General features: G+C 75.2%; 9 protein-coding genes. 4 read left to right on the top strand and 5 right to left on the bottom strand.

The window, feature by feature from the left end; all coding sequences use genetic code 11:
- Nucleotides 1-565 precede the first annotated feature (565 nt).
- Entirely contained in the window at nucleotides 566-2,527 is a 1,962-nt protein-coding gene (locus ACFQBR_RS07015) for an ABC transporter ATP-binding protein (protein ID WP_344183123.1), read from the top strand.
- 26 nt (nucleotides 2,528-2,553) lie between these two features.
- Here the strand turns inward: ACFQBR_RS07015 and ACFQBR_RS07010 are convergent, their stop codons facing one another.
- Nucleotides 2,554-4,326, bottom strand: a complete 1,773-nt coding sequence (locus ACFQBR_RS07010; RefSeq protein WP_344183121.1) for a PD-(D/E)XK nuclease family protein — start codon at nucleotides 4,324-4,326, stop codon at nucleotides 2,554-2,556.
- Nucleotides 4,327-4,534: 208 nt separating this feature from the next.
- Here ACFQBR_RS07010 and ACFQBR_RS07005 point away from each other — a divergent pair, with 208 nt between their 5' ends.
- Nucleotides 4,535-5,365: a hypothetical protein gene (locus ACFQBR_RS07005; protein WP_344183119.1), complete on the top strand. Its 831-nt coding sequence runs from the start codon at nucleotides 4,535-4,537 to the stop codon at nucleotides 5,363-5,365.
- Between the two features lie 184 nt (nucleotides 5,366-5,549).
- A complete protein-coding gene (locus ACFQBR_RS07000; protein WP_267950339.1) occupies nucleotides 5,550-6,005 on the top strand; it encodes a GNAT family N-acetyltransferase in 456 nt (151 codons plus the stop codon).
- Nucleotides 6,006-6,084: 79 nt separating this feature from the next.
- Here ACFQBR_RS07000 and ACFQBR_RS06995 read toward each other — a convergent pair whose 3' ends face one another.
- Nucleotides 6,085-7,662 (bottom strand): hypothetical protein, encoded by a 1,578-nt coding sequence (locus ACFQBR_RS06995; protein WP_344183117.1) that lies wholly within the window; start codon nucleotides 7,660-7,662, stop codon nucleotides 6,085-6,087.
- Between the two features lie 633 nt (nucleotides 7,663-8,295).
- Here ACFQBR_RS06995 and ACFQBR_RS06990 point away from each other — a divergent pair.
- Nucleotides 8,296-9,507 carry a phosphatidylserine decarboxylase gene (locus ACFQBR_RS06990; RefSeq protein ID WP_344183115.1) on the top strand — a complete coding sequence of 404 codons (1,212 nt, stop codon included), beginning with the start codon at nucleotides 8,296-8,298 and terminating at the stop codon, nucleotides 9,505-9,507.
- 130 nt (nucleotides 9,508-9,637) lie between these two features.
- Here the strand turns inward: ACFQBR_RS06990 and ACFQBR_RS06985 are convergent, their stop codons facing one another.
- The 3 genes from ACFQBR_RS06985 to ACFQBR_RS06975 form a co-directional block, all read right to left on the bottom strand.
- Entirely contained in the window at nucleotides 9,638-10,813 is a 1,176-nt protein-coding gene (locus tag ACFQBR_RS06985) for an AAA family ATPase (protein ID WP_378552471.1), read from the bottom strand.
- On the bottom strand, nucleotides 10,797-11,582 hold the full coding sequence (locus tag ACFQBR_RS06980; RefSeq protein ID WP_344183111.1) for an RNA ligase family protein: 786 nt from the start codon (nucleotides 11,580-11,582) through the stop codon (nucleotides 10,797-10,799). Before ACFQBR_RS06980 ends, ACFQBR_RS06985 begins: the two co-directional genes overlap by 17 nt.
- An 85-nt stretch (nucleotides 11,583-11,667) precedes the next feature.
- The gene (locus ACFQBR_RS06975) at nucleotides 11,668-12,969 is read right to left on the bottom strand and encodes a DUF2786 domain-containing protein (RefSeq protein ID WP_378552469.1); all 1,302 of its coding nucleotides are present in this window, start codon (nucleotides 12,967-12,969) and stop codon (nucleotides 11,668-11,670) included.
- Nucleotides 12,970-13,050: the final 81 nt, after the last annotated feature.

Raw genomic sequence — 13,050 nt, 5'->3', positions numbered from 1 at the left:
CGGGCGCGGGTGCGGCCGTTCGGCGCGCGCCCCCGGCGGGCTGCCCCGGCCTTCTGCGCGGAACCCACGCCGGTCCCGGCGGCACCGTGACGGCTCTCCCGCGTGCGCCGCGTCCCGTGGCCGGGTCCCGGCGGAACCGTGCGCCCCGGCCGGGCGACCGCCCGGACGCCCGGGACCCCTGGTTCCGGGCGCGGGCCGGCCCCCGACGGCGAGCCCCCCGGGGTTCCGGGCACCGGCGGGCCTTGGATCGGTGACGGACCGGCCCGCTTCGGGGCGGTCCGTATCCGGTGCCGATCCGGGCCGCACCCTCCGACAGGTTTTCGATTCGCGTGCCCGGGCCGGGTCTCCCACCCCCCGGGGCGAGTGCGCGCCGGGCCTTCGCGGGGGCCCGGATCCGGTCCGACCGCAACCGCGAAATCCCCTTCCGACCGTCCCACGGCGGGTCCATGATCGGCAGCACTTCGACGCCGGTCACCGAGGAGGTCGCGACGCACACCCGGCGCGACCGCCGTTCCCGCGCGCCCGGACACGGGCGCGCACCGGCTCCCGACCACCAGAGGACTCCATGACACGAACCACGGAACCACCCGTCACCGACGACGAGACCGGCGGGGGACTGTCCCTGCCCGAACTGGCCACCCCGGTCTGGCGCCACTTCGGCTCCCAGGCGGCCGAGGCCACCTGGGCCCGGATCGCCCGCCGCATGCCGGCCCTGGCCGCCCAGGCCGCCGCGCTGGCCTGGCAGAGCAGCCCGCGGGACCTCCTCGCGACGACCGCGCTCAACATCGGCATGGGAGCGGCCACCGCGTGGGCGCTCGTCGCCACCACCGGCGTGCTCGGCGAGCTGTTCGCGGCGGCGCCCACCCCCGACCGGCTCGCGGCCGCGCTGCCCTCCCTGCTGGTGCTCGCCGCGGCCCTGGCCCTGCGCGGGATCTGCTCGGCCGCCGCCGGGCGCGCCCAGGCCCGCCTGGAGCCCAAGGTCGTGCTCACCGCGGAGAGGCGGCTGCTGAGCCGGTGCACCGCCGTCGAGCTGCGGGCCTTCGACGACAGCGGCTTCCACGACCACCTCTACCGGTGCTACGCGCGCGGCAGCGACGAGGCGGGCGCGCTGGTCCGCCACACCGCCGACGTGCTCACCGGGACCGTGGGGGTCGCCGCCGCCGTCGGAGTCCTGGGCGTGCTGCACCCCGCACTCCTCCCGCTGCTGCTCCTGGCCATGGCGCCCCAGTGGTGGGGCTCCTCGGCGGCGGCGCGCATGCGCTACCGGATGATCGTGGCCTTCACCGACGGGCACCGCCGCAAATTCCTGCTCGAACAGATCATGGTGAACCGGGACAACGCGGCCGAGATCCGCTCGTTCACCATGGAGGGGCGCCTGCTCGCCGAGTTCGACAGGGTCGCCGACAGGGAGCTGGACATCCAGCTCGGCCTGGCCACCCGCCAGGCCCTGATCCGGCTGGCGGGCAGCGCCGCCGGCGGGCTCGCCTCCGGAGCCGTGTTCGCGGTGCTGGGGCTGATGCTGGTCGGCGGGACCGTGGAGATCGCCGTCGCGGGCGCGGCCGTGGTCGCCATCCGGGTCGCGCAGGGGGCGCTGGGCAACGCCCTGTCCTCCCTCACGCACGTGTACGAGTCCGGACTGTACTTCTCCGACTTCGTCGCCTTCGAGGAGGAGGCCGCGCTGCGGCTGCCCCCGGCCGAACCGGAACCGGCCCCCGAGGGGTTCGAGGAGATCCGGGTCGAGAACGTCACCTTCACCTACCCGAGCGGGGGCAAGGGGGACGCGCCGGCCCTGGACGACGTCAGCCTCACCCTCCGGCGCGGCCGGACCGTGGCGCTCGTGGGGGAGAACGGCTCGGGCAAGACCACCCTGGCCAAGCTCCTGTCCGGCCTGTACGCACCGGAGAGCGGAAGGATCCGCTGGGACGACACCGACCTGGCCGGGGTGGACGGGACCGGTCTGCGGCGGCGCATCTCCGTCATCGCCCAGGACCACACCCACTGGCCGCTGACGGCCCGGCGCAACGTCGTGATGAGCAGCCCCGGCGACGACCCCGGGCGCCTGGAGCGCGCGGCCCGCGCCGCGCGCGCCGACACGGTCGTTGCGGAGCTCGCCCACGGGTGGGACACCCTGCTGGACAAGCGCTTCGTGGACGGCGCCGAACCGTCCGGGGGCCAGTGGCAGCGACTGGCGGCGGCCAGGGGCTTCTACCGGGGCGACGACGGCGACGCCACGCCCCTGCTCATCGCCGACGAGCCCACGGCGGCGCTCGACGCCCGGGCCGAGCACGCCTTCTTCGCCTCCCTGCACGCCCACGCCGGACGCACCGGGGCGGCCGTCGTCCTGATCACGCACCGCCTCGCGTCCGTGCGGATGGCCGACCACATCGTCGTCCTCAGCAAGGGCCGCGTGGTGGAGGAGGGCGCCCACGCCGACCTGGTGGAGGCCGACGGGCTCTACCGGGAACTGTGGGACCTCCAGGCCGCCGCCTACCGGTGGTCCGTTCCGGAGAGCCGCCACAGCGCCTGACCCCGGGGGCGGTGGCGCCGTGCCCGTCACCGCCCCTCCCGCCCGCGGTCCCCGGGGCGCGCCCCCGGGACCCGTTCGGGAGGCCGGCGCCCCGACCAGGCCGGACACCAGCGGAGGTAGGGGCAGTCCCGGCACACCCTGCCCGGGGTCGGGGCGTGCTCCAGGTCGCGGTGCCAGGGACCGGCGAGCCCGTGGACCACCTCCCGCGCCTCGGTCCTCACCCGGGCGGCGCCGGGATCGACGGTGCGCAGGTCGGCGCCGTCGGGGGTGAGGACCTCCAGTTCGACCGCGGACCCCGGCTCCAGGGGGAGCACCCCGGACGCGAAGAGCAGGACGGCCAGGGCCAGCGCGGGCTCGCGTGCCATGAGCCCGCGCTCGTCCGGGGGCGGGCCCGCGGTCGTCGGCGCGACGTCCCGCCAGCTCCAGGCGCCGTCCCGGTGGAGCAGCAGGTCGGGCCTGGCCAGGACGAGGACGTCGGCCCGGGGGTCGTCGGCGGCCACGGTGCGCCCGACCCGGACATGGCTCCCGGACCGGAGCCCGTCCAGCGGGCAGACCTCGACGTGGGCGGCGATCATGGCGGCGCCCGCGCGGGCCTCCCCGCCGCTGGGAACCCACCCCTCCGCGCCCCAGTCCCCGGGACCGTCGGGGATGTCGCCGGGTCCGCACGCCCTCCGCGGTCGGCGCCCGTGCAGCCGCTCCAGCCGGGCGCGGACGGCGCGGTCCCGGGCCGAGGCGCCGGCCGCCCCGGGCGGCGCGCCCTCCGGCGGGTCCCCCGGGAGGCCGAGGGAGTGGAAGTGTTCGCGTGCCGGGCAGCCCCGGAAGCGCAGGCCCCCGGCTGCGCTCCAGGACCTGCGGGGGCGTGAGCGGTCGTGGACGCCGAGGATCCCGGGGGCGGAGGGCAGGCGTCCGCAGCCGGTCCGCACCCCGCACGACAGGCAGTCGGCCCCCGGGGACCGGGCCCCGCCGACCAGGGCCGAGCGCAGGGGCTCCCTGCCGGAGGAGGAGAAGAACCCCTCGGCCTCGCGGGCCGGGGCGTCGTAGAGCACGGCGGTGGAGGAGTCCAGGCACGACGCCCGGACCACCCGCACCCGGTCGGGGGGACCGGCCGGGCCGCCGTGGCGCCCCCGCATGGGGTAGGGGACCCCGCCCCGGTAGCGTCCGGGGCGGCCCGCGTAGGCGTCGCGGTCCACCCCGGAGCCGGTGGCCAGCACGAACGCGGCCACGGCCACCTCCGCGTCGGGGAGGCTCCCGCCGTCCGCCGGGCCCGTGACCGGGACGCGCAGCTCCCGCACCCGCTGCCCGCCGTCCAGGTACGCGTACCCGCGCCCCTGCGCGCACACCTCGTAGGGCCTGGCGTGGGAGGCACCCCGGTCGGGCATGTACTGCCGCACCCAGAAGTCGGCCACAGGAGTGCGGTCGAGGCCGTCCCTCGCGCGGTCCCCGGCCAGGCCGTCGAGGTAGGACCGCGCGGCGTGGCGCGCCCAGGCCAGCAGGCCCGGGTGCGGCGGCGCCACCCGTTCGCCCAGCACGTCGGCGCACCGCCCGCCGGGGGCGGGCAGCATCGAGCACGCGTCCCCGAGCGACAGCCCCCGGTGTTCGACCAGGTCCAGGACGGCGCCGAGGACGGCGGGCGCGGAGTCGGCGAGGGGTGGCGGGCGGGGGGCGGGGTCCCGCCGCGCGGCGTGGTCGGCCTCCGTGCGGCGGAAGGTGGGGCAGCCGCCCGCGGCGAGGGTCGCGGAACTGCTGAAGAGTCGGATGACGGCTGCCTGGCCGTCGCTGCCACGGGTCCGGTCGGTCACGGTGTCCTCCCTGGGAGAAGGGTGGCACGATCTGGACCGTCCCGCCGGAGGCCTGTGGACAAACGCTCCGGGCCCTCGGAGGCGCCGTGCTCCCGGCTGTCGGCGCAGGGCCGAACGGCCTGTGGACGAACTGTCCGGGCGCGGTGGTATAGAACACTCGAAGCGGACATCGTTCGCACAGAACCCAGAGAGAACGCAGGCATCCCCCATGTCACGACGCGCCGCCGCCACCCGCTGGGTCGCGCTGCTCGCCCTGCTCACCGCCACCGGCTGCGCCCAGGTCCAGGACGCCCTGGAGTGGTTCGTCTCCCCCGCGCCGACGGTCTCCGGACTGGGCTCCTACGACGAGGTCGACCGCGACGACCCCTTCGGGGGAACCCCCGCCGAGGACTACGCCGAGGGATTCGAACCGCCCCCGGCCGAGCCCGTCGGCTCCTTCTCCGCCGCCCAGGTGGAGGAGGCCTACGGCCTCACCCAGGACCTCCTGGACGCCGTGTACCTGAACCCCGACGCGGTCTTCGACGAGGACAACAGCGAGTTCACCGGGCTGCTGGGCGAACAGGCGCTGAAGTGGTACATGAACCACCTCGGCCACGAGAACGGCGACCTGGACAGCCGGCACGTGGTCTTCAACCTCGCCCCCGGGACCGCCGAGCCCATCGGCGACGTGGTCAAGGTGGACGGCCGTATGTGGGCGGAGGAGTCCTCCGAAGGCGGCCCCGACCACCTGGCGGTCAACACCGAGTACACGATCGTCCACCCCGTCGCGCGCCCGGGCGATCCCGTGTCGGTGCGGCTGGTCACCACGCACTACGGCGAGGTGTCCTTCTTCGACACCGGGGACGGGGCCCTGGAGGCGTGGCCGAACTGGTGGCGCGGGACCGGACCGGCGCACTGCGTGGACGGGTACAACGTCGTCCCCGCCTATCCGGACGAGCTCGCCGAGGGGGAGCAACCCCGGGGTCCGGTCGAGGACGCCTACGACCTGGAGGCCCACCGCGACGGCGACGACGGGTGCGCCGCCATCCGCGGTACCTGAGCGCGACGGGCGCCCCGGACGGGGAACACCGCTCCACGTCCGGGGAAGCTGGGGATAAACCTCCGTAAAAAGTCACTCACGGTGACGTTTTCCCCTCCCCGGGCGGTGCGGCGAAGACCCGTCCGGCACCCCCTCATCATGTTGAATGACGTGCATGATCGTGCGTCGAGTACTTCCCGATGAGATGAACGCCGTCAGCGAACTGCGCGTGATGGCCTACACGGCCGACGGCCTTGTGAACGTGAACCCGGCCCACGTCGAGGCGCTGCGGCTCCTGGGGGCGGACGGCCGCGGCGAGGTCCTGGTGGCGGCGGACGACGAACGGCTCCTGGGGACGGTCATGTTCGAGCCGTGGTCACCGGAGAGCGAGATCGCCCGCAACGCGGACGAGGCGGAGATGCGCGCGTTCGCGGTGTCGCCCGGGGCCCGGGGGCTCGGGGTCGGCCGGGCGCTGGTGAACGCCCTCGTCGACAGGGCGCGCGAGGAGGGGGTCTCCCGGCTGCTGGTGTCGGCGCTGCCCGAGATGGTCGCCGCGCAGTACGTCTACCGGGCGCGCGGCTTCCGGCGGGCGCCCGACCGCGACCTGTCCCCGCTGCCGGACGTGGAGCTCCTGACCTACGAGCTCGTGGTCAAGGACTGACCGCCTGTCCGGGCGTCCGGTCCCGCCGGGGGACCGGACGCCCGGACCCCGCCGTCGGGGGAGGCGCGGGGCGGGCACCTCAGGGGACGGCCGGGGCGGGACGGACCCGGCGCGCCGCATCGGCCAGGGACGCGCCCAGCGCCCCTCCGCAGATCCGGTCCAGCACCGTGTCGGAGACCGGGTGCCCGGTCAGCCACACGGCCCGGGCGAACTCCTCCGGGCACCGCGCGTACCGCTCCCGGTCCGACTCCGGCAGCGGCCGGCCCGCGTCGAGCCGGATCGCGTAGCGGTCGAGCACGGCCCACACCGCCTGGTGCGACAGGGGGTCGGTGTCCGTACCTCCGCGCAGCCCCCGCGCCCACCCGCCCAGCACGGGGTGGTGCACGTACAGCCGGAGGACGGGGGAGAGGTCCTCGTCCAGGGCCGACAGGACGTCGGCCACCCGCTGCCTGCGGTGCCAGTCGCCGGGCGCGTCGCAGGCCTCGAGCAGGTCGCACACGGCGCTCTCGGTGTCGCGGGCGGCCAGCCACCCCTCCACCAGCCCCTCGGCGTCCACGGGGCGCCCCCCGTCCGCGAGCGCGAGCACGTCCTCGGCGCCCATCCCGTCGAGGGGCGGGGCGACCGCGACGTCGGCCCCCGACTGCCGCAGCTGGCGCACCGTGAAGTGGTCGCCGAGCCGGGTCACGCGGAACCGTCCTCCGGCGGCGGGGGCCACGGCCCCCAGGGCTGCCAGGGTGTCGAGCACCCGGGCGGCACGGCGCCCGGGGTCCTCGCCCCCGGGCGCGGCCCCGGGGACGAGGACCCCGGCCAGCTGGGCGGGCGTGCGGGGCTCACCGTGCGAGAACAGGTCCGCGAGCAGCAGGAACGCCGTCATCCCGGGCCCGCCGACCATGGTGAGCAGGGCGTCCGACCAGGCGTCGGCGAGGGCGCCCGGGACCTCCTCCGCGACCGCCCGGGCGGCCCGTCCGGGCAGGACGCGCGTGTACGTCGTGCGCAGCAGGCCGCAGTGGCGGGCGACGGCGAACAGCGACCGCACCTCGACGGGCGTCCGGCCCAGCGCGGCGGCGGCCCCGGCGGTGTCGGACCGGGTGAGATCGTCGTCCCCGTCCGAACGGAGGTCCCTGCCGCCGCCCACCCAGGCGGCGAGGCGGACGGCGTCGGACAGCGGGCGGCACAGGCGCGCGGCCGCGTCCAGCTCCTCCGGGCGCCCGGGCACGACCGGGCGCGGCGGTCCGGAACTCCCGCCCTCCCCCACGCCGAACCGGTCCAGGAGCGGCAGCACGTCCTGGTCCGCCTCCGCCCCGTCCGCCGGGTCGCGGGCGCCGGAGGACCCGCCCGGGGAGAGGTCGACCGAGGCGATGGCCCGGCGGAGCCTGCGGGGGCTCTCCGCGGACAGCAGATCCCCCTTCTCCACCAGGAAGTCGCACCACGTCAGCCAGGTGTCCCTGAGACCGACGGGCGTCCGGTCCCAGTGCCGGACGGTGCGGGCGATGTCGTGCACGTCGGCGGTGGACCAGTCGCCGGGGTCGGGCGCACCGGCCTCCAGGTGCGCGGTCAGGAGGAAGAGAAGGGTGTCGGGGTCCAGGACGGGGCGGGGGTCGACGCCCCCGGCCCACTCCAGACACGCGCGCACGGCGGAGTAGATGCGATCAGTCATTGCCCTATCACCCGGAGTGGTGTGAGTCGCCGAAAGGGCCTCAGGCTAACCGTGCCGCGCGTCGTGGCGCGGGAGAACGCCGAAATCGCCCACGGGCCGGGGCGGATGCGGCGGAACGGCGCGCGGGACGCGGTCGGGCCCGTCCCGGGGCCGGGCGGGTGCGTGTGCGCCCGAGCGGTGCGCTGCGCGGCCCCTCCCGGCAGGGGCCGGCTCCGGGGCGCGTCGACCGGCGCAGCCGCCCTGTTTTCTTTGTCGGCAATTCACGCGGAGTTCTGTTTCGGGGGCGTTTTGTGCACAAGGTCCTGATGCGGCCGCAAGGCGGGCTCCTCCGGAAGTACGGGTGTCGTTCTGTCGGGAGAGAGTCGCTTTTTCCCCATTAGGACCCCTGCGGGAGCGGTGTGTTTATTGCGCGCAAAGGGGCTGGGTAAGAGGCGGTTGGGCGTCCCGGAGTGCGGGGATATCTCGATTCCGAGTGCCGCGGACTCTCCCGGGGCGATTGGCGGAAGAATCGAACACCTCTCCGTGTGTTCGGGTTGTTTCCCCGGTCGGGAGGTGTAATTCGCGCAGCCGTCCCATCCGACCTCCGGTCGTGCGAAATGCGCGAATCAGACAATTGGCTGCATGGGAGGAAAAATGAAAGAATACCGCATCGAGACCATCGACGACTTCACCGACCTGCTCCAGCGCTGGTATGCGGCGGACCACGAGGGTTTCGCCACCATGTTCGACGCGGCGGTCAAGAACGTGAAGCCGATCCCGGAGGGGATCGGGCCCGAGGTCCGGCACGACTGGCGAAATAGTACGATCGACGACCTGTGCGACTTCTTTCGCGCCTGGGACAAATGGGAGCCGGGGGTCGACAGCGGGCTCGTCTTCATCGAGAAGTTCAGCTGGCTCAACTACGAGAACGACTACGGGATGGTCTTCGTCACCTCCGGTCCCGGATGTGAGATGACCGCCCTGTTCACCGAGTTCCAAGGGCGTTACATGGACTCCGAGAAATCGCTCGGGCTCGTGGAGAAGTGGAAGAGGCAGCTCGGGCCGAGGATGGACGACTATGTCGTGCCGCCGGGCGGGTTCAGGAACTTCAACGACTTCTTCGTCCGGAAGGTGAAGGACGGAAAGCGCCCGATCGACGCACCCGCGGACGAAACCGTCGTGGTCGCCCCCGCCGACTGCGTCATCAACATGATCGTGAACGAGCTGACCGAGGAGACGCGCATCCCGGTCAAGACGGTCACCATGAACGTCAGGGAACTGCTCGACGGCTCCGCGTACGCGGGCAGATTCGTCGGGGGCACCGCGGTGTCCTGCATCCTGATGCCCGACGGCTACCACCGGTACCACTCCCCGGTCGCGGGACAGGTCGTGGAGTCCAACTCCGGGATCGGCGGCGTCTACTACGGCATGCGCGACCTCCCCGGACTGCTCAACGACGGGAACGTGGGCTACGGCCACGACTACAGCATGTTCGAGAGGTTCCGGCGGGGCTACCTCGTCATCGACACGGGGAACGCGGCGCGCGGACACGTCGGGATGGTGCCCGTCGGCCTCAACTCGATCGCCTCCGTCGAGTTCCGTCCCGAACTCTCCCGCGTCAGGCCGGAGAACCCGGTCGCGATCGCCAAGGGGGAGGAGGTCGGATGCTTCAAGTACGGCGGTTCGCTGAACATCCTCCTGTTCGAGAAGGGCTGCTTCCCCGCGCTCCAGATGCTCCAGGGCCAGCGCATCGGGCTCCTGGAGGACCCGGGGAAGCCGCGCTCCCTCTTCACCGGACCTGCCGCACGCCGTCCGGGGGCATTGCGCCCCGACCTTCCCGCGAACGGACGCCGGACCGTCCCCTGACCGCGGGGAGGCGGCCCCGACCGGCCCCCACGCCTCTGCGGGCCGGCCCCTCCCGGCCCGCTGCCGGGCCGGGGCGGAGGCGCCCCGCGCGATCGCCGGCGCCCCGGCCACTGCGTGCGCGGCGCCCCGGCTACCCGCCGGAGGCGACGAGGGTGAGGCGGTGCGCCTCGGTGGGGTCGGGGCACTCCCAGCGGCGGACCAGCCGTTCGACCGCGGCGGCCGGGACGGGGGACTCCCTGCGGTCCAGGCGCGCCCGCAGCACCCCCGGCGGGGCCTCCACGGACACGATCTCCACCCGGGCCCGGTAGTCGGCGGCCAGGCCGACGCACTGGTCGCGCAGCTGGCGGGAGACGTTGGTGGCGTTCCACACGAACGGGCGCCCCGCGCGCAGGTGCTCGCGGGCCCGCTCGTGGGCGGCGGCGGCCACCGGCCGCTGGTCGGCGGTCGGGCGCACGCCCAGTTCGGTGCGCAGCGCGTCCAGGCTCACGACCGGTGTGTCCGGGAGGTGGCGCGCGATCCAGGTGTCCTTGCCCGCCCCGGGCAGCCCCGACATGACGGTCACCGACGACCGGGTGTCGTCGTGGGCCGCGTAGTCCGGATCGCGGTCGGGCTTGCGGAAGAACCAGAACCGCGCGTGGTCGGAGGGGAACTCGCGCGGCCGGTCCAGGCAGCGCTGCTCGGCGCAGTACTCGCCGTACAGGCCGATGCTGTCCAGGACCTCGGCGGTGTCGCCGCAGTGCCGGCCGAGGATGTCCGCCGTGGCCAGCAGCACCAGGTCGTCGTTGCGTGCGAGCAGGCTCACCCGGAAGGCGATGTGGCGCAGGTCGGGGCGTTCGAGCGCCCAGAACGGCACCTGGTGGTGGCGGACCAGCGCCGCCACGTGCTCGCGCCACCGGGCCGCAGCGAGGCTGTCGGCCTCCGTGGCCCGGCCCGCCCGGGCCGTACCGTCCGGCCCCGCCTCCCACAGCAGGCGGCGCACCATCAGGTCGCCGCGCCGCGAGTGCCCGTGCGCCGTCACCCGGCCGTCCGCGTCCCGGCGCGTGCAGTAGGGCTTGGCGACGTCGTGGAGCAGGACCGCGGCGAACAGCCGCACCCTCTCCGGCGCGGGCCTGGCCCGCCAGCCGGGCAGCCCGGACAGGGCCTCGCAGGCCATCCGGGTGTGCACCTCCACGTCGCCCTCGGCGTGGTGCACCGGGTCCTGTTCCACCCCCGCCAGGTCGCGCACCCACGGGAACGCCTCCCTGACCCGGTCCCAGTCCAGCTCCCAGTACGGGGGAGCGGGGCACAGCTCAGCGAAGACCCGCATGGAGCACCTCCGGGTCGGCGAGGCCGTTCGCGATCACCGGCCGGTCCAGCCAGTGCGAGCCCGAGTCCAGGACGGCGGCCGTGAACCCGGGGCGCACCCACTTGTACCGGTCGACCGTGCGGCCGTCCTCCTCGACCTTGACGTACAGGCCCTCCATCAGGTCGGAGCCGTCCCCCTCCGCCAGCGCCCGCTCCGGGTCGGCGCCGCCCGCCACCGCCGCCCGGGCCAGGGCCTCGCGCCAGCCGGCCGTCCGGCAGGTGGAGGCCCCCACCAGGGAGACCAGGTCCTCCAGGCGGTCCAGGGGGCCGGAGCGCAGCACGGGCACCGAAACCACGGGGGTCCCCTCCAGGAGCTCCCTGCGGCGCGGGGTGGACAGGAACGCGTCCTCCCGGGTGTCCAGCACGTCGAACTCGCAGAAGTAATGGGGAAGCGCGTCGTAGAAGACCGTGTGCCTGGCGTACATCCACTCGCCGTAGAGCACGTACCGCTCACCGAGCCGCGGCCACAGCAGGTGGGCGACGGCGGCGGCCCACGCCTTGAACGGGGCGAACTGCCGCTCGCGGGGCCCGCCCGCCAGGTAGTGGCCGCGGCTCTGCAGCAGGAGCGCGCCCCCGGGGCCGAAGCTGATGCCGGCGTTGGCGCCGTCGAGCTTCTCCTCCACGACCAGGTGCCGGCCCGCCAGCTCCCCGAAGGGCACGGCGGCCAGGTCGTGGTCGCCCGCCTGGAGGCGGGAGCCGCGGATGTGCCGGGTCCGGGGGTACTTGCGCATGGGTGCGGTTCTACACGCCGGCGCCGCCGCGCCGCCACCCGTTTTCCCCCGGCGGCGGCCCGCGTTGGCACCCCGGGGCCGGGGCTCAGGGCAGGTGGCGGCGCGAGCCCAGGGAGGCGGCGTCCGCCGCGGCGCGCCCCTCGACCCAGCCGTCCTCGCTGTAGGGGCCCCGCACACGCGAGTAGGTCAGCTCGCCGAACGCCTCCGCGACGGCCGCCTCCACCTCGCGCTCGCGCGCCGCGAAGACCGGTACGAGGTCCGTGCCGGTCTCGGCCTGGGCCGCCCTCTCGGCGGCGCGCGCCGTCTCGACCAGCCGCTCTCCCACCCGCACCGAGAACGCCGACATGAACGAGGCGCGGAACGCCTTGCCCGCCGCGCGCCCCGAGCGGTCCCGCACCGAGCCGCTGGCCCGCATCGCCGTCTCGGCCTGGACCAGCAGCGAGGTGAACATCAGGTCCACGGCCTCCACGTCCCCCGGGAACCCCATGACGGTGCACAGCCCCAGCTCCTGGTGCCACACGGCGCGGCAGTGGTTGGCCTCGGCCACCTCGTGCAGCAGCACCGCCTTGTGCTCGTCGTAGGGGGCGTCCACCGGCAGGCGGCGCCCGGAGGCGGCCTCCGACTCCCCGGGGCCCTCGGCCAGCAGGGCCCGGTCGATGCTGTGCCGCGCCATCATCTCCTGGGCACGGGCGCTCAGCGCCTCCGCCTCCTGCGGGAACTCCGTCGACTCGGCCTTGGCCAGCAGCGCTCGCACCCGGGCGAGCTTGCCCGCGTCCACCTGCTCGGGCCGTCGCGCCGCGCCCGGACGGCCCGGCCGGTACGCACCCGGCGGCGGGCACAGCCGCCGCAGGGGCGGGAGCACCCGCAGGGCCGCCAGCACCCGCAGCACGGCGTCCACGGCCTCGAACCTCAGCAGCCCGTGCTCCGCGCCGACGTGGGCCGGGTACCCCTCGCCGCGGCCCCACGACGCCTTCACGCCGAACCCGCGCACCTGCTCGGCCCAGCGCGGGTCCACCGTCGCCGGGGAGTGGCGCTCCAGGTCGGCCGTCACGGCGTCGGCGCACACCGCCGCGGCCACGGGTCCGAGCACGCGTTCGACCTGGCGGACCGTCTCGGCGGGCTGCCAGCCGCGGGTCCACGCGGAGGCCGCGGCGTCCAGGAGGGCCGCCAGGAGGGCGCGCCCCGCCGCGTCCGCCCACTCCCGGTCCTCGGTGTCGGCGAGCCGGGCCGCGGCGAGGTCGACGCCCTCGCCCTCCCCGCCGGACACGAGCGCGTCCACCGCCCCGGACACCGCCTCCGCGGGGGAGGCCCCGGCCTCCGGCCCGGCCCAGGCGGCGGTCGGCGCCCCGGCGGCGCGACGCTGCCGGCCACGACCCTTCTTGCCCACGGTGCTTCTCCCCGGTCGTGTCGTCGTTCGGCGGTGGAGCCGACGGACAATCCTACCGATCCCCGTCGGCCGGATTCGCGG

Source organism: Nocardiopsis tropica, assembly GCF_042660575.1.
In the GTDB taxonomy this organism is placed as follows: Bacteria; Actinomycetota; Actinomycetes; order Streptosporangiales; family Streptosporangiaceae; genus Nocardiopsis; species Nocardiopsis tropica.
Note: the sequence above shows the minus strand (reverse complement) of the source record. Positions and strands in the feature narration are given on the sequence as shown.